22 protein-coding genes and 1 tRNA gene are annotated in these 20654 nt (G+C 50.0%); 3 read left to right on the plus strand and 20 right to left on the minus strand.

From position 1 onward, the window contains the following. Positions 1 to 15 precede the first annotated feature (15 nt). The 18 genes from B2M23_RS01585 to B2M23_RS01670 form a co-directional block, all read right to left on the minus strand. Positions 16 to 2775: a DEAD/DEAH box helicase gene (locus B2M23_RS01585; RefSeq protein WP_038351017.1), complete on the minus strand. Its 2760-nt coding sequence runs from the start codon at positions 2773 to 2775 to the stop codon at positions 16 to 18. 247 nt (positions 2776 to 3022) lie between these two features. Then, positions 3023 to 4033 (minus strand): DUF3089 domain-containing protein, encoded by a 1011-nt coding sequence (locus B2M23_RS01590; protein WP_038351018.1) that lies wholly within the window; start codon positions 4031 to 4033, stop codon positions 3023 to 3025. 154 nt (positions 4034 to 4187) lie between these two features. Continuing rightward, positions 4188 to 5849: an ABC1 kinase family protein gene (locus B2M23_RS01595; protein ID WP_038351019.1), complete on the minus strand. Its 1662-nt coding sequence runs from the start codon at positions 5847 to 5849 to the stop codon at positions 4188 to 4190. Continuing rightward, the gene (locus B2M23_RS01600; RefSeq protein WP_038351020.1) at positions 5815 to 6162 is read right to left on the minus strand and encodes a phasin family protein; all 348 of its coding nucleotides are present in this window, start codon (positions 6160 to 6162) and stop codon (positions 5815 to 5817) included. The genes B2M23_RS01595 and B2M23_RS01600 overlap by 35 nt, the downstream gene beginning before the upstream one ends. 145 nt (positions 6163 to 6307) lie before the next feature. Then, positions 6308 to 7462 (minus strand): nickel pincer cofactor biosynthesis protein LarC, encoded by a 1155-nt coding sequence (gene larC, locus B2M23_RS01605; RefSeq protein ID WP_038351021.1) that lies wholly within the window; start codon positions 7460 to 7462, stop codon positions 6308 to 6310. Between the two features lie 8 nt (positions 7463 to 7470). Next, positions 7471 to 8223 carry a nickel pincer cofactor biosynthesis protein LarB gene (larB, locus tag B2M23_RS01610; protein ID WP_038351022.1) on the minus strand — a complete coding sequence of 251 codons (753 nt, stop codon included), beginning with the start codon at positions 8221 to 8223 and terminating at the stop codon, positions 7471 to 7473. Further along, the gene (gene larE / locus B2M23_RS01615; protein WP_038351023.1) at positions 8220 to 9035 is read right to left on the minus strand and encodes an ATP-dependent sacrificial sulfur transferase LarE; all 816 of its coding nucleotides are present in this window, start codon (positions 9033 to 9035) and stop codon (positions 8220 to 8222) included. The genes larB and larE overlap by 4 nt, the downstream gene beginning before the upstream one ends. Positions 9036 to 9325: 290 nt before the next feature. Beyond that, positions 9326 to 9400: transfer RNA gene (locus B2M23_RS01620), tRNA-Gln, on the minus strand. A 178-nt stretch (positions 9401 to 9578) separates the two neighbouring features. Further along, positions 9579 to 9941, minus strand: coding sequence for an ArsR/SmtB family transcription factor (locus tag B2M23_RS01625; RefSeq protein ID WP_038351025.1), 363 nt, complete (start codon positions 9939 to 9941; stop codon positions 9579 to 9581). Positions 9942 to 10011: 70 nt separating this feature from the next. After that, positions 10012 to 11079 carry a type IV pilus twitching motility protein PilT gene (locus B2M23_RS01630; protein ID WP_038351026.1) on the minus strand — a complete coding sequence of 356 codons (1068 nt, stop codon included), beginning with the start codon at positions 11077 to 11079 and terminating at the stop codon, positions 10012 to 10014. Further along, on the minus strand, positions 11080 to 11523 hold the full coding sequence (locus B2M23_RS01635) for a hypothetical protein (RefSeq protein WP_052237078.1): 444 nt from the start codon (positions 11521 to 11523) through the stop codon (positions 11080 to 11082). Continuing rightward, positions 11523 to 11960: a hypothetical protein gene (locus B2M23_RS01640; protein WP_038351027.1), complete on the minus strand. Its 438-nt coding sequence runs from the start codon at positions 11958 to 11960 to the stop codon at positions 11523 to 11525. The genes B2M23_RS01635 and B2M23_RS01640 overlap by 1 nt, the downstream gene beginning before the upstream one ends. Further along, positions 11957 to 12472 (minus strand): DUF4860 domain-containing protein, encoded by a 516-nt coding sequence (locus B2M23_RS01645; protein WP_038351028.1) that lies wholly within the window; start codon positions 12470 to 12472, stop codon positions 11957 to 11959. The genes B2M23_RS01640 and B2M23_RS01645 overlap by 4 nt, the downstream gene beginning before the upstream one ends. 14 nt (positions 12473 to 12486) lie before the next feature. Then, complete coding sequence (locus tag B2M23_RS01650; RefSeq protein ID WP_038351029.1) at positions 12487 to 12792, minus strand: hypothetical protein; 306 nt, start codon at positions 12790 to 12792, stop codon at positions 12487 to 12489. A gap of 30 nt (positions 12793 to 12822) precedes the next feature. Continuing rightward, complete coding sequence (locus B2M23_RS01655) at positions 12823 to 13875, minus strand: type II secretion system F family protein (protein ID WP_038351030.1); 1053 nt, start codon at positions 13873 to 13875, stop codon at positions 12823 to 12825. A gap of 11 nt (positions 13876 to 13886) precedes the next feature. Continuing rightward, the gene (locus B2M23_RS01660; protein WP_038351031.1) at positions 13887 to 14816 is read right to left on the minus strand and encodes a transglutaminase-like domain-containing protein; all 930 of its coding nucleotides are present in this window, start codon (positions 14814 to 14816) and stop codon (positions 13887 to 13889) included. An 864-nt stretch (positions 14817 to 15680) separates the two neighbouring features. Next, positions 15681 to 16466, minus strand: coding sequence for an HAD-IIB family hydrolase (locus B2M23_RS01665; RefSeq protein ID WP_038351032.1), 786 nt, complete (start codon positions 16464 to 16466; stop codon positions 15681 to 15683). Positions 16467 to 16568: 102 nt separating this feature from the next. Further along, entirely contained in the window at positions 16569 to 17252 is a 684-nt protein-coding gene (locus tag B2M23_RS01670) for a TetR/AcrR family transcriptional regulator (RefSeq protein ID WP_038351033.1), read from the minus strand. Between the two features lie 176 nt (positions 17253 to 17428). Between B2M23_RS01670 and B2M23_RS01675 the strand changes: the two genes are divergently transcribed. The 3 genes from B2M23_RS01675 to B2M23_RS21770 all read left to right on the plus strand — a co-directional run bounded on the left by B2M23_RS01675 (position 17429) and on the right by B2M23_RS21770 (position 19225). Further along, entirely contained in the window at positions 17429 to 18595 is a 1167-nt protein-coding gene (locus tag B2M23_RS01675) for a uroporphyrinogen decarboxylase family protein (protein WP_052237079.1), read from the plus strand. A 9-nt stretch (positions 18596 to 18604) separates the two neighbouring features. Beyond that, positions 18605 to 18727, plus strand: a complete 123-nt coding sequence (locus B2M23_RS21635) for a hypothetical protein (RefSeq protein ID WP_264474239.1) — start codon at positions 18605 to 18607, stop codon at positions 18725 to 18727. 135 nt (positions 18728 to 18862) lie between these two features. Continuing rightward, positions 18863 to 19225 carry a DUF2798 domain-containing protein gene (locus tag B2M23_RS21770; RefSeq protein ID WP_227209221.1) on the plus strand — a complete coding sequence of 121 codons (363 nt, stop codon included), beginning with the start codon at positions 18863 to 18865 and terminating at the stop codon, positions 19223 to 19225. Positions 19226 to 19366: 141 nt separating this feature from the next. Here B2M23_RS21770 and B2M23_RS01685 read toward each other — a convergent pair whose 3' ends face one another. Continuing rightward, entirely contained in the window at positions 19367 to 19729 is a 363-nt protein-coding gene (locus B2M23_RS01685) for a hypothetical protein (RefSeq protein WP_038351035.1), read from the minus strand. 66 nt (positions 19730 to 19795) lie between these two features. Then, entirely contained in the window at positions 19796 to 20563 is a 768-nt protein-coding gene (locus B2M23_RS01690) for a DeoR/GlpR family DNA-binding transcription regulator (protein ID WP_038351036.1), read from the minus strand. Positions 20564 to 20654 lie beyond the last annotated feature (91 nt).

Below are 20654 nucleotides of genomic sequence, written 5' to 3' on the forward strand. Positions count from 1 at the left end.
CAAGTACTTTTCTTTTTAATCTGAGACTACATCTGTAAGCTCATGCAGTTTATCAACTAATCTTCGTTTTTCATTACTCTGGTTGGTTCCAAATCGAATGATTGGAAGTTCGTATTTATTTAGAATCTGATCTTTCATATAATCTCTTTTCAACTGTTCCGGGTTGTTTGCATGAAAGGCATATCCATCGACTTCAATGGCTAATAATGGGGACTTATCAATTTTTCTAAACAAAAGAAAATCAAGATGTGTCCACGGATTTTTCACAAAGCGCGCTTCTTCTTCCGTCAATAAATCTGTGTTGCAAATAATCGTATTAAGAGATGGATGTAAAACACGGTCAATTCTTGAAAAATCAGGCATTTTAAGCACATCTTGAATGATAACATTCATCAGATCTTCTGCCGGGCTATCTCCAACCTTTCCATGCTTTTTCAATAATTTTTCCCTTTGCTCTTCCATACCTTTATATAACAGATCAAAAACTGAATGGATTTTGCTATTTATTATTTTACCTTTCTGATATGAAATATACCGCATAAGATCTCCCCATTGGGTATTCCAATTTAACTCATTTTCAGAAATCACTAAAAACAGCTGATCGATAGCCCGGGATACCGCTACATTAATAAGATTAGGATCGTCGACAAAGCGGCCAATTTGATTATCCACTGTGCTTAAGATAATCACGTTTTTTTCGCGTCCCTGGAATTTATGCACGGTTGCGATCTCAACGTTTTCCTGTTGAATTTCTTTTGAGACAGCATCGATCTGTTTGTTATAGGGGGCGATAATCCCCACTGATAGCGACGTTTTTTTCAAAAGAGGCTCTGACATTATTTCATGCCGTATAACATCAATTTGTCTTTGATTATAATGACCTCTGCTGTGGTTTCCCGCCGCAGTCAGATAGGAAACCAACGGTTTCTCTCGCCCGTTATCTTCAGTCATAATAATCAGTTCATCGTCATAAAATTCCCGATTGCAAAAACCGATTATTTGGGGATGGCAGCGATAATGCTCTTTTAATAAAGTCTGGGGCAAATTTTGAAAAAGGCTGAGAACAGAAGACAGTAAAGTGTTTTCGGTATAGTTGTACTGTCTCAGCGGTCGATAACTATTATAAATATAATCTGCCTTTTTCCGAACTTCATTTGTTACAATATTTGGCAATTGTTTCTGGTCGCCTACAATGACGGCTTTTTTGCCGCAGGACAGTGCTAATACGCCTGTCACAAGATCAACCTGCGAAGATTCATCGATAATGACATAATCAAAGAGCGACTGTTTACCCTTACACATTCTAAGTGCATGCGTCGTGCTTAAAACAACTGGATATTCTTTAAAAAGCGCCTCACAATTTTTCCAGAGAATATCTGGTTTGAATTTAGGCCTTTCAGAATTACCACCATACCGATCGGCTAAAACAGCTTTAAATAAATCCATCGATAGTGTCTTATATTTTTTCATCTCTGCCTCAAAACCAAAATCCTTAAGTTTTTTCTCCAGATCACGAATCTCTGTTTCAAGCTCATTCCACCGTCGGCTATAAAATTCATTCTTAAAAAAAGCAACCAATTTATCATCATTTTCTTTATAAATACCAAAGCTTACAATACCATAACGCACTAAATTCTTAAGCTTAATCCATAATGGATATTCTTTCCGGTCTTTTTTTGTCTTCTCAATGCTGGCTAAAATGGCTAAAATGTCCTTCGATTTTAAGCTGTAAAGCGACCGATAAGGCATGATATCTGGAACAGCCCCCTGATAATAGGTTCTAAAATGATCTCTTTCGGTCTGCAGGTTACCCCTATCTACTCGTAATTCTGCTAGCCGATTTTTTATTTCAAGCTTTTCATTTAGCTGTCTCTGGCTTTCCAGTAAATTATTCTTTAGCTTCAGCCTTTCGTTAAAATCCAATGCTTTCCATCCGCGCATATTCGGGTATTTCCCGGTCTGTGTATCAAAAAAATGTTTTTTATTTTCTTTTTTTCCAAGATAAGCGGCGATAAATCCAACGCCCTCTTTATCTAATTTTTCCAGAACATTATGTGTTGCTGAATTATTATTCGATACTACCGCAACATTCTTTCCATCCATCACAATATTTGCAATAATATTGAGAATCGTTTGGGTTTTTCCGGTTCCTGGCGGACCTTCAATAACACTGATTGGTCCCTGCAATGCCTTTTCGGCAGCTTCCTTCTGGCTAATATTAAAACTAAACGGAAAAAAAGCATTTCTTTTTTCAGATTCGTTAACACAAAATTTCTCAGGTTCAAGATACATGGCCAGGACACTTCTTGGGCTGACGGATCTTAATTTTTTATACTCCCGCTCCAGAAACCCTTCATCACTATCTTTTTTTTCTCCCATCTCTTTCGCCAGAGCTTTAAAATAATTCAGCCTATTAAGAGCATCTTTTTTGTTTAATACATTATTTTCTACCAAAACGCTGCTGGTCGAAACCGTTTGTACATAACCATTATTATGAAATATTTTGAGATATTTTGATCCAAACTGTAGCGCCGTTTTAACATCTTCCACAGGTCGATCATCAAGATAAAAAAGTTGTTCCTGCCCGTTCATTACGATTGGATCTTTAAAAAACTGAATATGCTGACATTGGTAATTGTAAGGTTTTTCTGGATTCTCATAGTATATTTTATAATATCCATTTGAATATTGGTAACGCTTTATTTCACTTGTTTTATCAACAAATATTCCATCCTTTTTATTCCAAACCATAAACAAGTATTTTTGACAATCCATTATTCTATCCTTTCTATCGTTTTTATTAATCTTTTAAATAGTATACCTGCATTGATTATACACTTACTTTCCATGTTTTGTAAACGTATTTATTTTTTAAAACATTTAACGTTCTCCTTGCGGCAAAATCCTTCGGTCCTGTGCCCGTCACAGCTGACCAAAAAATAAAATAAGGCAGGGTCTGCTTCAGGCTCTGCCTTATTTTGATGTTCGATCAATGGCGCTGTCTGCGACGGCGCTCACTCCTCTACTGCCCGGCTAAATAAGCCTCTATCCGCTGCCCTGCGTTCTCGCGGAGGTTGTAGTAATAGAAAGCGTAATCATACCCGTGGTAAACGCCTTTTGGAAAGACATCGTTTCCGGGGGCCAGGGCGTCTGCGTCCTGGTTGTCGCAGACGAGGACGCCGCGGGCCTTGTCGATACGGGCGTCAGCAGGCGTCGGGCTCTTGACGGATGGGTCCTCTCTGCTGGCAGAACCGAGACTCTGTTCTGTCGATGCGGGTGTCTCGTCCCGGGTCCAGCTGATGGGGTTGATGACCTGGGCGCCGGGCAGCAGCACAGGGTTGTCCGCTGTGACACCAGGCGCCTCTGTATTGTAGGAGATGATCACACCTGTGTCATCTGCCGTCTCTGCAAACCGGAGATGCGGATTCTGGGCCAGGTAGTCCTCAGTGACCGAATAACCGATCACGTAGGCGGCCACCATACGCGCGTATACCTCGGGGTGCGTTTCCATGTACTCGTCCAGCAGGTAGAGCAGCATGTTGGAGCCTTGAGAATGGCCGGCCAGGATAAAGGGACGGCCGTTGTTTTCGTGCTCAAGATAGTAGTCAAAGGCTGCGAACACATCCATCTTAGGCACACCGTTCAGCAGGGCGTACTCCTCGTCATGGGACAGGCCCAGGCAGTAAGCCGCGTCGGCCTGTCGATAATAGGGCGCGTAGACATTGGCCGTCGTCTCAAAAACGCTGGCCTGCTGTCTCAGCATTTTGGGCGCAGTCTCGCGCAGGGTGGCGTTGTCAACAGCGCAGATGTTGGGCTCGTCCATGTTTTCCTTATGCCATGCTGTAGGGTACAGATAAAAGACATCCACAGGCTTATCCGGCGTCTCAGGCATCGCCAGCCAGTTCGCCGCCGCCGCGTAATCCGTCGGGGCTTCCTCATTTTCGGCCTGCCGGGCAACACAGCCAGGCAGCAGGATACTCATCAGCAAAAGGGCTGCCAGCAGCAGTCCTCTGACATTCTGTCTTGTTTTCATGGGTTCTCCTCTCGTTTAAAAGCAGATTTTTATTTCATACTCTTTTTTCATTATACTATGACGCCACACACCAAACAACCTTACTCGATTCTTTTCTAAAAGCAGGAAAATTTCCTTAAACCAAAATGAGGCAGGGTCAAAAACAGGCCCTGCCTCACTTATTAATCTCTTTTTTCTTTTTATGAATGCTGTAAATCAGATTCGCGCCCAAAATCAGGGCCACAATATAGCCAATGGTGCCCAGAGCCGGTATGCCCAGCAGCTTTGGCTCCATGTTGGTGGTGCTGATAAAGCTGGAGCCGATAAGCAGCGCAGCGGCGATGATGCACTTCACAATCTTGTTGACCATCTGGTCAATGGTGTTCAGCGGCTCCTCGGAGCCGGTGATCTCAAGATTGATCTTTGTTTGTCCCTTGACCGTCATGCGCAGCAGATCCAGGGCCTGGCCGGGCAGGCTCAGGGTGCTCTTGGCCGCGCCATAGAGCTCGCGTCCCAGCTCCAGCGCTTCCCGTTTAGGGTCCAGGTTCTCAAGGCGCTCGGCGGACATATGGTTGATCATGATCTGCACCACATTGGTCTCCGGCGCCAGCATGCTCAGCACACCCTCGATGGTCAGCGAGCCGCGGGCCAGCATGGTTACGCCCTTTGGCATGGCGATATGATGGTTGTTGGCCAGCTGGAGCAGATCCTCCATCATGGTACCGATGTTCATGGTACCCAGATCCATGGTGCCGTACTCGTCCATCATGTTGTCAATGTCTGAATACAGCTTGGCGTGGTTGATTCGTCCGGTGTGCACGCCAAGGGACAGCACCACGTTCTTCATGCCGTCCACGTCGCCAGTGGCCATGGCCTCCACAGCCTGCTTAAACAGATCCTTGTCCTTTGAGGAAAGGGTTCCCATCATCCCCAGGTCGATCCAGACAATCTGTCCGTCACGGATGCGGATATTGCCCGGGTGCGGGTCGGCGTGGAAAAAACCGTCGTCGATGACCTGCTTGATATAGTTTTCCGAAAGCTTGAGGGCAATCTCATCCAGGTCGTAGCCCAGCTCTTTGAGCCGGTCGGTCTGGTCAATCTCCTCGCCGGCGATGTACTCCATCACCAGCACCTTGGAGGTGGTGTGCTTATGGTAGATGATGGGGCTGGTCACGTAGACGATGTCCTTATTAAGCTCGTAGAACTCGTCGGCGTTATGGGCCTCGATCAAAAAATCCATTTCCTGCTGGGCTGTGAACCACATCTCGTCCAGCACCATCTTAAAGTCAATGGCGTTCCCGGTGCCTCCGGCGATCTTGAGCAGTGTGGCTGCCCTTTCCAGCAGCGCGATGTCCCGCGCCATGGTGTCCTTGATGCCGGGGCGCTGCACCTTGACCACCACGGAGCTGCCATCCTTCAGCTCTGCCTGGTGCACCTGCGCGATGGAGGCCGAGCCCAGAGGCGTCCGGTCCAGAAAGGTAAAGATCTCGTTCAGGGGCTTTCCATACTCCTCCTCGATGACCGTCACCACTTCTTCAAAATCCATGGGACGCACCTCGGTTCTGAGCTTTGTCAGTTCATGACAGTACTCAGCCGGAAGGATGTCCTGGCGCATGGAAAGCACCTGTCCAAGCTTGACAAAGGTCGGGCCCAGATCCTCGATGATGAGCCGCAGCTTGACAGGTGTAATGCCTTTGACAATATCGTATTTGGCCAATATCGCCATGATTTCCCTCAGGCGCTGTCTGTTGTATTCCTTGGTGTCGTGGGCGCCTGAGGGTTCATTTTCATGGTTTAATGGATTATTCTGCGTCTTTGACCTCTGCGTCTTCTGCATCTTCACGCTCCATTCGGGCCAGCTTATCCTTGATGGCCTGTAATTCTTCCGGGCTCATTTTGTCCATGGTTTCAACGACCTTGTCCACAGACGGCTCGTCATCCTTGACGACAACGGTCACGTTTTCCTTGACCTTGTCCCGGATGTTGCGTTTCAGCTCTTCGTTCATGACCTTGCCCTGTTCCACAGTCAGCTCGCCTTTTTCAACCAGCTGGTTGATGAGCTCCTGAGATTTTTCAGCAGTGGTCGCCACTGCGCCTACGCCCGCCAACAGTACTTTTCTCAGCTCTTCGCCTAAGTTAAAACTTGCCATTTTAATTCTCCTTTACATTTGGAAATCCTGAAAAAGACAATGTTTTTTAATCACGATACGCTTTATAAATCACTGCCTTTTTCTGCCGTTTGCTGTACTTTCATTATAACACAGAGTTCTTTAAATTCAGTTTAATTTTACCCTTTTAGAGATATTTATAAACAGCGGCCTCGATTTCCATAAAGGATTTTCCTGTTTCACCGGCAATGCGCTTCAGATCCTCATATTCCGGGCTGCGCTTGACAATGCCGCCGTAGGTGCACACCTTGACCCGGACCGGGCCAAAGGGCGTGTCCACAGTCTCGATCTCCCGGTTCATGACCGCGCGGTCGACCTTATATTTGCGCAGGCCGATGCTGCTGGTCTGGGCGAAGATATAGCGGGTGATTGTCTCTGCCTTTTCGGCGTCGCAGATCACGGTCAGCTTGACGGCCGGCCGGTTTTTCTTCATATAAATGGGCGTGTAAAAAGCGTCGCGCACGCCCTGCTCAAAGAGGCCCTCCAGCACATAGCCGGCTGTCTCGCCGGTCATATCGTCAATGTTGGTCTCCATGACCAGGATACCGCAGTCCTCCGAATCGGTATGGCCCACAAAAAGGCGCAGGCCATTCAGGATTTCAAACTCACGGTCGCCAAAGCCATAGCCGATGGTGTCCACTGCCATCTGCGGAAAGCCTGCCGAATAGCTGGCCAGCTCTGCGAGGATCGCCATACCCGTCGGCGTGGCGGACTCTCCGTCCACCCCCTTTGCGTAGATGGGAAAATCGGTTTTTCCGATGATCTCCGCTGTGGCGGGCGCCGGCACTGGCAGCAGGCCGTGAGCGCACTTCACAAAGCCCTGCCCCGCGTTCACTGCCGAGCCGTACACCACGTCAGGCGCAATGTCGTGGAAGCAGATGGCCGCGCCCACAATATCGACAATGGAATCCACTGCGCCCACCTCGTGGAAGTGCACCTGCTCCATGGGCACTCCGTGGACCTTGCCCTCGGCCTCGGCCACACGCCGGAAGATGGCGATGGCTGTTTTCTTAACCGCCTCGTCCAGACCGCTGCCCTCAATGATGCCGACAATGTCGCTAAAATGGCGGTGGGCATGCTCATGGCGGTCCATGACCACGTGGCACTTTGTCCCGGTGATGCCACGCTTCTGGGTTTTCTCGATCTCAAGATGAAAGCCCGGCACGCCAAGCTTAGCCAGCTCGCGCTCCAGATGCGCGGGGTCTGCGCCGATGTCCAGAAAGGCGCCCAGCGTCATATCGCCGCTGATGCCTGCAAAACAGTCAAAATATAATACTTTCATGGTCCCTCCTACTGCAGTTGATTGATTTTTGAAGCCAGACAGGCCGCTCCAAAGCCGTTGTCGATATTGACCACACCGATGCCTCCGGCACAGGAGGTCAGCATGCCCAGAAGGGCTGAAACGCCGCCAAAATTGGCGCCGTAGCCGATGCTGGTGGGCACTGCGACCACTGGTTTATCGGTCAGGCCGCCTACCACGCTGGCCAGAGCGCCCTCCATGCCGGCCACCACGATGATGACCCGGGCATGGTTGATGACGTCCACGTTGTCAAGGAGCCGGTGTATCCCAGCCACACCCACGTCGTACAGGCGCTTCACCTGGTTTCCCATGACTTCAGCCGTCACAGCGGCCTCCTCTGCCACCGGAATATCCGACGTCCCTGCGGACACCACCGCAATGGTGCCCTCCGATACGCGGTAGGGCTCACGCTTCACCACCACTGACCGGGCTTCTTTATAATAGACCGCGTCCGGCGTCAGCTCGCGGATGACCTCATAGACTTCCTCGCTGGCGCGGGAGGCCAGAATATTGCCGGTGGTGCGGGCCAGCATATCCGTCACAATGCCGCGGATCTGGTCAAGGCTCTTGCCCGGGCTGTAGATAACCTCAGGAAAACCGTTGCGCAGCTCCCTGTGGTAATCGACCTTGGCGTACTCAAGGTCGTGGTAGGGCAGCTCCTTGAGCTGCTCCAGAGCATCCTCGACGCTCGTATCGTCGTTTTTAACCTGCGTCAGCAGGGCTTTCAGTTGTTCTGCGTTCATTTTTTCACCTCATTCATACTGCCGCACTGGTACCCCGAAAGGTCAAGGGTAACGGTCTTGAAGCCAATGGCTTTCAGATTGCTCACCAGCTCCTGCCGCCTTTCCATGAGCAGCTCAAAATCTTCCTCTGCGCACTCGATCTTCGCCATGCTTCCGATATAGCGCAGCCGGTACTGGCGAAGGCCAAGCACCTTCAGGCATTCCTCGCCCTGCTCCACCATCAGCAGCTTTTTCCGCGTGATCGGCTCGCCTCCCGGGATACGGGTCGCCAGGCAGGCCATGGCAGGCTTGTCGGCTGTAGACAGCCCGTAAAAGGCGGACAGGTCGCGGATATCCTGCTTGGTGAGTCCTGCCTTTATAAAAGGGCTCACCACCATCATTTCCTCCAGCGCCAGCAGGCCTGGACGGTAATCGTCCAGGTCGTCCAGATTGGAGCCGTCAAAAATAACGTCGCAGCCCAGCTCCTGGGCGTGGCCCTTGATCTGGGTAAAGATATTCTTTTTGCAGTAATAGCAGCGTTTTGGCCCGTTTTCCACGAATTCGGGCACTGAAAACACGTCCACGTCCAGCACACACAGCGAGACGCCCATGCTCTGGGCCAGCGCTTTAGCGTCTCCGAACTCAGACCGCGGCATCATGCTGCCGTTAACCGTCATGGGCACCGCTGCCGCGCCCCGTGTTTCCACAGCCACCCGGAGCAGCAAAGTGCTGTCCACGCCGCCGGAAAAGGCGATACACGGCTTCTCATAGCCCCGGATCACATCCCTCAGGCTGTCCAGCTTGTCGGCCAGCGCTTTGTTTAAAGTGTTCATTGTTCTCTCTCCTGATTTTCATAATACCCTTATTATACGCTTTCCTGACCATAAAAAAAAGACCAGCTTTAAGCTGATCTTACATCTGCCCATTTCTTTCGCTCACCCCCAGTCAGAGCCGGATAACAGCTGGTCTGGAGCCACAGCCTTTCCGTCTCCATAGAATGGCAATATTATACGCCTGATCACGCGAAAAGAAAAGCCTGTTCCAATATTTCTCACGGCCAAATGTTGACACGGGTGTGCAAAAAAAGAAAAAAGACCAGCATTGCTGATCCGATAAAACAAAATGGCAAGGGTGGCAGGATTCGAACCTGCGAATGATGGAGTCAGAGTCCATTGCCTTACCGCTTGGCGACACCCCTACAGTGTACTCCGTTCTGAGCACGATACTTATTTTAGCTTTTTTTACAGGATTTGTCAAGAAAATATTTCCGATTTTTTTCAAAAAGATTTTACCCAGGCAAAAGGCCGCCGGCACGCCGGGTATACCCCCCACGCTTCCCCATTAAAAAGAGGTACGGCCTGTTCCAGACCGTACCCTCATTCCATTATATGCTCCATTCCCTGGTTAAAAATCGCGCGGACGTGCTCGTCGGCCAGCGAATAGAAAATCGTTTTTCCCTCCCGCCGGTTCTTGACCAGCTTGGACTGCTTGAGCACCCGGAGCTGGTGGGAGATGGCGGACTGGCTCATGCTCAGAAGCTCGGCGATGTCACAGACACACATCTCAGCCTCAAAGAGGACACAGAGAATCTTGACCCGCGTGGAGTCCCCAAAAACCTTGAACAGCTCCGCAAGGTCGTATAAGGTCTCCTCGTCGGGCATCCGGTCCATGACGTTTCTTACAATATCTTCATGCGCGTGGGCAAAATCACAGCGCTCAATGCCGTTTTTATCAATCATGGATTCTTCCTTTCATATGAATGATCATTCATATATATTGTACCGAACCCAGGCAGAAAAGTAAAGTTTTTTATTTGGCCGCCTTAAGCTTCTGGGCCAGCGATTCGTGGTTCTGGCTGTACATGAGGGCTGTCTGTTCGGTGATACGGCCCTGGCGGTACAGCTCCAGAAGGCTGGTATCCATTGTGCACATGCCGTCCTTGGTGCCTGAGAAAATGGCCGAGTCGATCTGGTGCACCTTGCCGTCTCTTATCATATTGCGGATGGCCGGCGTGACCAGCATGATCTCAAAGGCCGGCGTCAGGCTGCCGTCCACTGTGGGCACCAGCTGCTGGGACACCACTGCCTGCAGAATCATGGACAGCTGGGTGCGTATCTGGTGCTGCTGGTTCGCAGAAAACACGTCAATGATCCGGTCGATGGTGTTGGCGGTGCCGGTGGTGTGCAGGGTCGAGAAGACCAGCTGGCCAGTCTCAGCTGCCGTCATGGCGATCTCAATGGTTTCAAGGTCTCTGAGCTCACCCAGGAGAATGACGTCCGGCGACTGGCGTAGCACTGCCTTTAAGGCCGTCACATAGCTCTGGGAATCGTGAGGGATTTCACGCTGGGTTACAATGCACTGGTTGTGGCGGTGGATGTACTCGATGGGGTCCTCCATTGTCACGATGTGCCCGCTCTTCTCATGGTTGATCTTATCGATGATGCAGGCCAGCGTCGTGGATTTTCCGCTGCCCGCAGGCCCGGTCACCAGCACCAGTCCGTTTTTCTTCTTGCTGAGCTCAAGCACTGTCTGCGGAATCGACAGCGACGCCGGGTCTGGCAGCCCAAAGGATACCACCCGGATCACGGCTGCCAGCGTCCCGCGCTGGCGGTACACATTGGCTCTGAAACGGCCGATGCCCTTCAGGGCAAAGGAGAAGTCATCGTCGCCGTTTTCCTCAAATTTCTCAATGGAGCGGCCGCCGGTCAGGTCGTAGATCTCACGGATCAGGCGCTCGGTCTCCTGGGGTGTGAACACCTCGCCCTCACCCCTGACGATCTTGCCGTCGATGCGGTAGGAGCAGGGAAAATTGGTGATGATGAAAACATCCGATGCCTTCCGGGCCACCGACTCTTCCAGATAATCCAGTAATTCCATTTACGAAGCCCCTCCCTTCCATAAATTCTTAGTGTCGCTGTCCGTCTGCCACTCGCCGTCCGTTACGGTCTGCCACCGGGTCACCGACACGCTGTTTCCCTCGACACGCAGCTCGCTTTTCAGGGTGGCGGTGCTGCTGATCTCCGTATCAAAAGCGATCACACCCGTTTCCGGGTCATAAACGATGCCCCGCCCCAGAGCTTCGAGGGCGCCTGGGTCTGCGCCGCCACTCCTCAGCACGCCGTCTACCTGGGCCAGGGTTTCCTGGGCTCTGGCGTCAGCTTCATAGTAGGCGCTCTGCATGGACAGGGATTTGTCTGCCATGCGCGCGTTGGCCGACGCGGTGGTCAGGCTCAGGACCGCCAGACTCACCAGCAGAAAGACCACAAAAATCATAATGAGCGACACGACGCCCACGCTCATGCCCTGCTTGTTTTTACGCATCACTGCACCTCCGCTGGTTCTTCAAAATACTGGGCGCCGGACATGGTGTAGAGCGGCGTTGTGCCCTTGAGGGCTTCAAAACGCATTTTCTCAAGACTCCCCGCGGTCTGGGCCACAGCCTCCGTGCTCACAGTGACACTGAACACCGCGGCGTCCCTCGTCGTCATTTTCCAGTCCCTGTCGTAGAAAATCCGGACACTGCTGCCGGATTTTTCATAGCAGCCGTCCTCCAGCACACTGTCCAGGCTGCCGGTTCCCTTGATGGTCTCGCACAGCGTCTGGCACTGGGCTGCCGCGCCCCGCTTGTCAAACGCCTCGCTGCTCATGAGTCCGGCCTTTGCAAAGAGCTGCACAATGATACAGCAGGCAATGGCAAAAAAGACAATGGTGATAATAAGCTCCACAAAAAAGCCCGATGATCTGAAACGCTGTTTCACTGTGCATCACCTGCTTCCTGGCTGTCCGCTCCGACCACGCTCTGCGAAAAAGTGTATACCGCGCCGTCCTTGCCCGTCACCTCAAAATTCAGGAGCCTGCTTCCCTCCGCGCGCACACGCAGGGCGTTCAGATCCGCGACGCGCATGGCGTTGGCTTCGAGGCCGCCTGGCTGTCCGTCTGTAAAGGTGCTCTCATACAGGGCGCCGTCCTGACAGTAGATGACGGTCCGGTACGCCTTTTCCCCGATGTGCTCCAGTATTTCCAGGCGGTCGCCGTCCGCTGTATGAACCACTATAATGGCGTTTTCCCGGTTATTCTGGCGCACCTTGGTGCTCAGGTAGGAGACCGCCACTGTCGCCTCGGAGGTATCGTCGTAGTTGGCCTTGATATGCTTGTAATTGCCAGAGCCGAGAAAGGTGAGCACCAGAGCCGACAAAGCAAAAAGGCAGACCAGTGAAATAGGCAGGACAAAGGTTGACAGCATGCTCTCGTTTTGTTTGTTATGAAACATTTCCCGCTCCTTTCCTATTTCGGCACAACGCGGATGTCTGGCATCATATTGGACGCAAAGACATCATAGTGGACAATGTAGTGCTCCCGATCCACCACCACGCCGTAGTTATTGGCCAGGTAGTCTAAGCTCGGCGGATAAAAGCCCTCCAGGGAATAGCACAGTACCGCAGAGTTTTCAAGGGCTGTCTCCAGCGTCTGTCCGCCGTCTGTATCCATGCTGGCAGACGCCCGGCTGAACAGCAGCCACACCAGAAGCACGATGACCGCAAAGATGATGACTGAGGGCAGAAAATGTATTTTATTCTTTTTCGTTTCCATTAAAATTCCCTCTTTTCACAGCGCTGCCCATCAGCCGATATTAGACATAATACCGATGAGCGGCAGCAGAATTGCGACCAGAATGGCGCCGATGGCAATGGACAAAAGCGAGACCAGCGCCGGTTCGATGACTGCGATCAGCCCGTCGATCTTATCCTGGGCCTCCTCAAAATAAATTTTTGAAATGTGCGCGGCCGCCCGGTCCAGAGAACCGCTTTTGCTGCCGCCCATGAGCACCTTGGCGTAAACGCCCTTGAGCAGCCCGGTTTTTAACACCGCTTCCTCAAAGGGCTCGCCCTGCTCCACCGAAGCCCGGCAGGCGTCGATCTTCTCGCCAAAGGCCTGGCTCGACACCGTCTGCCTGGCCAGGCCCAGAGCCTGCTCCATGGCAATACCGCTGGTCATGAAGATCGACAGCGCCCCCATGAAGCGGGCCGCGTCCAGCCGGTAAAAGATATCCCGCGTGGCCACAAAGCGCTCTGCCAGTCCGTTAAAGAACCGCTTGCCCGCCGGGCTGAACACATAGAACAGCACACAGCCTAACAGCAGCACAAGCACAACGCCCACCACAATCATAATGACATTGCCAGCCTGGAACGCCAGCGCGTTGCCCGAGGCGCCGCTCAGGTCCACACCCAGCTGGCGGAACACATCCTTGAACACCGGCATAATGGCGTACACCAGAAACAGCACGACTACTGCCATCATGGCGATGAGTAAAAGCGGGCTCAGAACCGCGCTCTTGGCCTGTTTCTTGATGCCGTCCTCCTGCAGATAGTAATCGCCCAGAGAGGCGAGCACCTCTGCCAGGCGGCCGGAGGTCTCGCCGACCTCGATCATACCCAGTGCGTATTCCGGAAAGCCGCCGGTTTTTTCCATTGCTTTATAAAGGAAGTATTCCTCCAGCAAATTTTTCTCGACCGATTCCAGAACACGCTTAAAGCGGCTGTCCTCCGCGTCCTGTACCATCATTGACAGGCAGTCGTTCACAGTGACCCCCGAATCCAGCACCATCGACATGCTGGTAAACAGCGCGGACAGCTCCGCAGAGCTCATGGCCTGCTTCTTACTTACTCTTCCCATTCTGTACCTCCCTAATAGGTATATTGCGTTTCATAGGTATTCTCATTGCCGTCGCCGATAAAACCTGACAGATCGCTTTTCGAGGAGCCTGCCGCAAAGGTCAGGTCCAGCAGCGTCCAGGTATTCGCGTCAATCTTAAAGCCCACTTCAATCCAGCCCGAGTCCTTCACGTAGACCTCGTTCCAGGCATGGTAGATGCCCGAAGGCGATATGTAGCCCGTCTCCACCTTGGTCGGGATGCCGCAGGACCGCAGCATGGCTGCCGCCAGCGACGCGTAATCAAAGCAGATGCCCGTATTGGTTGAAAAAGTGTCGTCCACTGAGGGAATGTAACCCACCGGCGGCGACTGAGCCTTGGCGACGTCATAGGTCACATGGTCCTTAATGTAGGCGTAGACCGCCTTGACCACGTCCGCGTCCGAGCTCATGCCGGCAGCCTGCTCTCTGGCAAAGGCCACACAGGCACTGCCCGCGTTGTAGTCCACAATCTGGTTCGGCACCACAAAGGGCGCGAACTCACTTGCGACCGAAGCGTCCACATCCTCCTCCAGCACAGCCGTGTAGCGGTTATCACCCACGCTCACCAGCAGCCGTATGGAATAGGTACCGTTTCCCATCTGAAGCGGGAAAATCGTGTACTCGCCTGTGGCGGGTATATCGTAATTGTATTTCACGCCGTCCTTGACCACCTGAAGCTTGGCCGGCACGTCCCCCGTGTAGCTCGCCATCACATAGCCGCTGTCCGCGCCGGTGGTGTCAAAGCCGCCCACATCACAGCTCGAGGTGTCCGCGCCGGAATAGGCTGGAATCACCAGCTCCGGCAGCGTGTAGGTGCCGCTTCCCGAGGCCTCCGAACCGCCGCAGCCCGCACCGGCCAGACCCATCAGAAGGCATAAAAAAACAGTCAGAACATATTTAATTTTCTTTATGGGGCTCACCATCCCTCTCCGCCGCGCCGGGCACGCGCCACCGCGCAGATATAAAGTATTTTTAGTTATTTTTTGCTTTCATTATAGCACATTTTATACGAATTAATAAACACTCTTAAAGTAAATTGCCTATAAACTGGAAAAAATTTGTTTTTAATGCCGTTTTTTTGCTTATTTTACAAAACTCCATTTCAGGCCGCCCTTGCTGCTTTGTAAAAAAGGCAACAAAAAGCACCGCTTTTTTCTAAAATCGTTCAATAAGTATAGCCTTATTATTCTGATTGCGCGATTAAAGATAACTTTTTAAGTCTGAAAATAGCTTTATTATTCATAAAAACCCTCTATTTTTCGCCGGGATTCCCTTAAATTGAGGGCCGGTTCAGCATTCCTTTTTATATTTTTACAAGCGAAAAACACACCCCTGACGCCATTTTAGTTTGATAAACATTTATCAAACAAAGTCTGGCCTGTTTTGGACACAAAAAGAAAGGCTTTTTGGTTTTAAATTCGTAATCAATTACAGTTTTATCGTTGACAAATACAGGCAATTATTATACTATTAATCCAATTAAATATGATGCGATCAAGAAAATATCCTGATAAAGTTTTTTTACCTTTTTCGGATGGTTTTTTTCATAAACCGAAACAGTACTCCTCTGTTTGATCGTGGGCAGGTGATTTCCCCAATCTGCTGCCCACGCCTAACTCTATGTTCTATCCATAACGGCATCCGAATCTATTCTCCAAAGAAACAGGAATCATCGTATTTAATTGCCAATTTTGCTCATCTCAAAAACAGGCAATCCTCTGCTCAAACCGCCTGTATCTTTGAGATTCCTACCCAAAGCCCGAAAGGGCTTTTACCTTTTTTTGACACTAGATCAGGCCGAAATGACAACAGGCGTTGTAGATACCGTCCTCGTCCACACTGTCGGTCACGTAGGTGGCGGTCTGCTTCAGCGCGTCGATGGCGTTCCCCATCGCCACTGTGTAGTCCACCGCGCCGAACATCTCCAGATCATTCTCCTCATCGCCAAAGGCAATGGCCTGTGAGCGGTCAAATCCCAACAGGCCGAGCATCCGCTCGATGGCAGACGCTTTGGACACCGCCTCCGGGAGAATGTCCAGCACCAGCGGCGCTACCACCCGCGCTTTCAGTCCCTCCTGCGCTGTCCGTACACGGCCCTTCAGCCCGTCGCCGATGATGGCAAGCTGATACACACCGTACTCGCAGGCCCGTTCGAGGGCTCCCTCAATGCTCACGTCATAATCGACTGCGTAGGGGCTTTCATTCCAGCACAGCACGTTGCCGGCAGTGCTCTCCAGCACAACCCCCACATCACGGACTTCCCTGAGCTCACGCAGCAGCGCTGCGACCACCTCCGGCGCAAGGAGCTGCCGCCAGACCTCCACGCCGCCGTGGGTCAGGCTCAGTCCGTTGGCCGCAATGTAGGTGTCCATCTCCAGATCCGCCACAAATTGGCGGATCACACTGGGCTCACGGCCAGTCACAATGACGGGCTGTATGCCGTTCTCCCTGAGCGCGTGCAGGGCCCGGCGCGCCGAGGCCGGCACCCGGTCCAGAAAATTGCTGCTCTCCACCTTGTGGCTGGCCAGCGTGCCGTCAATGTCAAAAAAAGCGACGCGAATGGTTTCCTTCATGTCTTTTCCTCTTTCGTTTGGATTGTTTTCTTTAATTATAACATTTTATCCTAAGGCTGGATTGAGTCTTTAAGGGCTCAATGCCTTTAAACAACCATACTTTTATTCCATTTTCAAATCAGGCTCTGTCCAAAAAACTTCTAAAAAAGAAGTTTTTAATTGTCCACTTAAGCGAATAGCGGTCTCCGCAATAATCGATTTATCCTCTTCCGGCACAGACAGTCCGATAAGCAGCTGGTTTAAGAAATAAGAAACGCATTCCGTGCTTGGGGCATTTAGTTCCCCTGACATAAACTGACGTAAAAACTCTCCCTGGCAGGCAGTATTTGTAATATAAAAAAGTTTAAACTCCAAAGTCTCCGGGTTTTTTTTTGCCGCTTTATACAGGGTCCTGAAAACACTTAAATAAAAGTCATTTCCAGGAATAACCCCCGTATGGTTGAGGTAAATCTCAGAAAAAAAACGATTCAGCTTTGGATCAGACATCACGGACAGAAAAAAAGCCGCAATACACGTACATCCCTTTTGAATCAAATCTCCACCGTAATGCCGTGCCTCAATCTCCTGATTTACGCATCCATAAAAACGGTTATTGATATCATTGGTCAAAAAGCTCGCAATGTCAGTCTTATCCTTAAAATAGTGAAAAAGATTCGTTCTCGGGATCTCCGCTGCTTCGCAGATATTTTTCAGTGTTGTTTTGTTAAACCCATTTTTATAAAAAAGTAACTTTGAGTAGTATATAATCTTCTGTTTCGTCGCAATTCCTGCTTCGTTATTTGCCATAATTAACCTCTCTCTATCTGTTCTCTTAATCTTAACGAATTCACATGTGAATTGCAAACAAAAATATTTTTATTGACATGCGTCGAAAAATATTCTATAATGTTTTTATATTAATCGACACGTGTCAATAAATGCAGATCTGCAGTCTGCTAGTTTAATTTATAAGGGAGATCAAAATGGAAAATCAAAATCCTGTATATCTGGAAAAACTGGATCGGCTGAATAAAACCATCGAAAAGGGAACAGCTGACCGTGTCCCCGTCCTGCCAATTATGGAAACCTGGGCCGCTTTCTATGGTGGAGCCAATCTTGAGGACGCCTATGTCAAAAATCCTAACACTCTATTCAACGCCTATAAAAAAATCAATGAAACGATCTATTTAGATGGCATTCTTGAAAACGGCAACCTGATTCCGCTGAAAATGATGTCCAACTTTGGCGAGGGCATCTATACATTGACCGATAAAGGCTTTGTCACAAAGGGCAGCGAGGGTGCAACAATGGACCCGTCTGAATACCCTGAGCTTGTAAAAAATCCACTTGCCTTTTTCGCAAACGTCATTGCGCCCAGAAAATACCCTATTTTAAAGGAGGACCCAGAAAAAAACTTAGACCGCCTTCGCAAAGCCTTCGGCGATTTTATGGAATTTTTGCAGTTCAACGGACAGGTTGACAGTCGAATCGAAAATGAACTTGGCCTTCCGGTTCTCGCCAAAGGTGTTGGCTTCCTCACACCTGACATGATTCTTGATTTTTTACGAGATTTTGTCGGTGTTTCATTGGATCTCCGCAGACATCCCGAAGAATTTTTAGCAGCCTGCGACGCAATTTTTGAGCCTGCACTCGAGATGACCCTCGGTTCCTATCCCGTCGCGGACAAACGCGGCGTTGTTTTCTCACCGCTTCACTTACCCACCTTCCTCAAACCTAAAGACTTTGAAAAATTTTATTTCCCATTTATGTACAAATTTGTGGAAGAGGTTGCCGTCAAGCGCGGGTATCGTATTTTCTTCTTTATGGAAAATGACTGGACGCCTTATCTCAGTATTCTTCAAGGACTTCCAGATGCAGATATTATCGGTTTGTTTGAAGGTGGAGACCTCAAACATATAAAAGCATCCATTGGAAATAAATTCTGTATCTGGGGCGGAATGCCACTGTCCCTGCTGCGTCTCGGCACAGAACAGGAATGCATTGACAAAGCTAAAGAATGTCTGGATTTATACGCTCCCGGTGGCAACTATGTCTTCTCCACTGATATGAATCTTCTTTCTCTTGAAGACGCAAAGCCTGAAAATTTAAAGGCTGTCTGCCAGTATGTACACGAAAACGGAAAATATTAGGAGGAAAAAATGGAAAATTATCAATTAATGGATACGTTTGAGACTTTAAAGAAAGAGCTGCTACAGCAAATGCCAGAGCCGCAGGCCGACGGATTAATAACAGCTATGATTTTACAGCTGCTTATGCGTTAAAAATTCAAAGGCCTTGACATATAAATATGCCAGGGCCTTTAATAAAAGGATTTTTCGATGTTCACACAAAAACACAGAGGGACTATTACCTGCTTCTATTTTTGTTTATTAGTTTCTGCGGCACTTTCTATCATCATGACCCGAATTAACACCGGCGCATTTTTATGGATACCGATATTTATAACTTTTATCGAAGCATTTTTAATTAGTTTTATTGTTTCTTCGATCTTACCAATCGCTAAATGGGGTTGTGATCTGGCCCTAAAACTAAAAATAAAACCAAACAGTTTTATTTTTATTCTGATTTCAAATATTCCTGTCACAATAATTCTGGTGCTCATTCTGTCATTTTGCTTAACCGCTTTAAATCTTGGTTTTTCAAAAGATTTTATGGCATCCTGGCTCCAGAGCATCCCCACTTCATTAACCGCTGTATACACTGTGTCTGTAATGATTACGCCTCTTGTCAACAGACTTGTCGAAAAAAGTCTTCATTAAATTTCTTTAAAGGATAAAACAGAGCAGGCAACTCCTGCTCTGTTCAGGCATAAAACCCTCAGTCAGAGGCGTATAAGCACATTTCACTTGTTTAAGTTATGATTAACAAACCATCTTACTTCTTTTTAAAAATTTTACACCTTACTTCTTCCGGACCTCATAATACCCGTAGCGCTCCACCGAATCGTCCAGGCCGGCCAGCTTTTCGAGCTGGACCTTCAGGTTGGCGGTTTTGACGTTGTGGGCCACGGCCAGGCCGCCTTTAAAGCTGACGATCACCACTGCCGCGTAAACGGTCTGGTGGTCTGTCGTGATCTTGAGCAGGGTACCAAAATCCTTCAGCTCCTCTGTGGCAACGCTGCGGATATCCCGCAGCTCAAGCCGCTGCCCCTTGTCATAGGCAATGATGGTGGGCACACGGTCAATGTCGAGAATGCAGGCCTTTTTAAAATCTGCCAGCGAGGTGAAGCCCTCGCCCTCAAAATAAATAATCTTATAGTTCATCGAATATACCGCCTTTTTTATGAATGTCCGCTGGGGACTTCTGAAATCAAATGCAGACCGCCGGAGTCAGTTCTTTGCCAGGATCAGCTTTGTCTCTCTGGAAATGTCCTCCGCGGCGCTTTCCTGTATGTTCTGGTCGATGATCAGCCCGGTCACGTCCTTCCAGCCGGCGTAGGCAAACAGCCCGGCGCTCTGGCATTTGCTGCTGTCACACACCGTGTAGGTGGCTGTGCTGGCAGCGATGACCTTTTTCTTGAACTCGGCCTCCTCGTAGGACAGCGTGGACGGGCCTGCCAGTCCCTTGAAGCCGTCAGAGCCCAGAAACGCAATGTCGGCGTGCACGGCCGCCAGCGCGCTGGTGGCCCAGTCGCCAACCGCGGCTTTACTGCTGCTGCGCACCAAACCGCCAAACAGGTATACCGCATTGTCAGATTCTGCCAGCATGGCTGCAATGGTCACCGAGTTGGTGAAAATGGTCAGCCCTTCCTTCAGGAGCAGTTGTCTGGCGATGGCGCCAGTGGTGCTTCCCGTGTCCAGTATTACAGCGGCCCCGGGCTGGATAAGCCGGATGGCGGCTGTGGCGATGGCGGCCTTGGCGTCAGCGTGCTCGGATTCCTTAACATTGAGCGGGCGCTCCACAAAGTCACTTTTCGCGATGGCGCCGCCGTGGCTCTTGGTCGCAATGCCCTCCTCCTCCAGATAGATGATATCCTTTCGGATGGTTTCGGTAGAGACGCCAAAGCGCTCGGACAGGTTCCCAACCTTGATGCTGCCTTCCTTCATGAGAATCTGGGCAATGCGGTTCCGCCGGTCTGCTGTCAGTGATTTGCTCATAAGTGTGCCTCCCTTTTCTTTTTTACTATTTTATCACATTTTTCCAACCAATCACAACTAAATAAATGTGATTTATTTTGATTTTTCGCTT

The sequence above is a fragment of the Eubacterium limosum genome (assembly GCF_000807675.2).
Classification (GTDB): Bacteria; Bacillota; Clostridia; order Eubacteriales; family Eubacteriaceae; genus Eubacterium; species Eubacterium limosum.

Bases quoted from the DNA above. Each gene is read 5' to 3' on its own strand.
- B2M23_RS01585 (WP_038351017.1), bottom strand. From the start codon at position 2,775: ATGGATTGTCAAAAATACTTGTTTATGGTTTGGAATAAAAAGGATGGA.
- B2M23_RS01590 (WP_038351018.1), bottom strand. From the start codon at position 4,033: ATGAAAACAAGACAGAATGTCAGAGGACTGCTGCTGGCAGCCCTTTTG.
- B2M23_RS01595 (WP_038351019.1), bottom strand. From the start codon at position 5,849: ATGCAGAAGACGCAGAGGTCAAAGACGCAGAATAATCCATTAAACCAT.
- B2M23_RS01600 (WP_038351020.1), bottom strand. From the start codon at position 6,162: ATGGCAAGTTTTAACTTAGGCGAAGAGCTGAGAAAAGTACTGTTGGCG.
- larC (WP_038351021.1), bottom strand. From the start codon at position 7,462: ATGAAAGTATTATATTTTGACTGTTTTGCAGGCATCAGCGGCGATATG.
- larB (WP_038351022.1), bottom strand. From the start codon at position 8,223: ATGAACGCAGAACAACTGAAAGCCCTGCTGACGCAGGTTAAAAACGAC.
- larE (WP_038351023.1), bottom strand. From the start codon at position 9,035: ATGAACACTTTAAACAAAGCGCTGGCCGACAAGCTGGACAGCCTGAGG.
- B2M23_RS01625 (WP_038351025.1), bottom strand. From the start codon at position 9,941: ATGATTGATAAAAACGGCATTGAGCGCTGTGATTTTGCCCACGCGCAT.
- B2M23_RS01630 (WP_038351026.1), bottom strand. From the start codon at position 11,079: ATGGAATTACTGGATTATCTGGAAGAGTCGGTGGCCCGGAAGGCATCG.
- B2M23_RS01635 (WP_052237078.1), bottom strand. From the start codon at position 11,523: ATGCGTAAAAACAAGCAGGGCATGAGCGTGGGCGTCGTGTCGCTCATT.
- B2M23_RS01645 (WP_038351028.1), bottom strand. From the start codon at position 12,472: ATGTTTCATAACAAACAAAACGAGAGCATGCTGTCAACCTTTGTCCTG.
- B2M23_RS01650 (WP_038351029.1), bottom strand. From the start codon at position 12,792: ATGGAAACGAAAAAGAATAAAATACATTTTCTGCCCTCAGTCATCATC.
- B2M23_RS01655 (WP_038351030.1), bottom strand. From the start codon at position 13,875: ATGGGAAGAGTAAGTAAGAAGCAGGCCATGAGCTCTGCGGAGCTGTCC.
- B2M23_RS01660 (WP_038351031.1), bottom strand. From the start codon at position 14,816: ATGGTGAGCCCCATAAAGAAAATTAAATATGTTCTGACTGTTTTTTTA.
- B2M23_RS01665 (WP_038351032.1), bottom strand. From the start codon at position 16,466: ATGAAGGAAACCATTCGCGTCGCTTTTTTTGACATTGACGGCACGCTG.
- B2M23_RS01670 (WP_038351033.1), bottom strand. From the start codon at position 17,252: ATGGCAAATAACGAAGCAGGAATTGCGACGAAACAGAAGATTATATAC.
- B2M23_RS01675 (WP_052237079.1), top strand. From the start codon at position 17,429: ATGGAAAATCAAAATCCTGTATATCTGGAAAAACTGGATCGGCTGAAT.
- B2M23_RS21635 (WP_264474239.1), top strand. From the start codon at position 18,605: ATGGAAAATTATCAATTAATGGATACGTTTGAGACTTTAAAGAAAGAG.
- B2M23_RS21770 (WP_227209221.1), top strand. From the start codon at position 18,863: ATGACCCGAATTAACACCGGCGCATTTTTATGGATACCGATATTTATA.
- B2M23_RS01685 (WP_038351035.1), bottom strand. From the start codon at position 19,729: ATGAACTATAAGATTATTTATTTTGAGGGCGAGGGCTTCACCTCGCTG.
- B2M23_RS01690 (WP_038351036.1), bottom strand. From the start codon at position 20,563: ATGAGCAAATCACTGACAGCAGACCGGCGGAACCGCATTGCCCAGATT.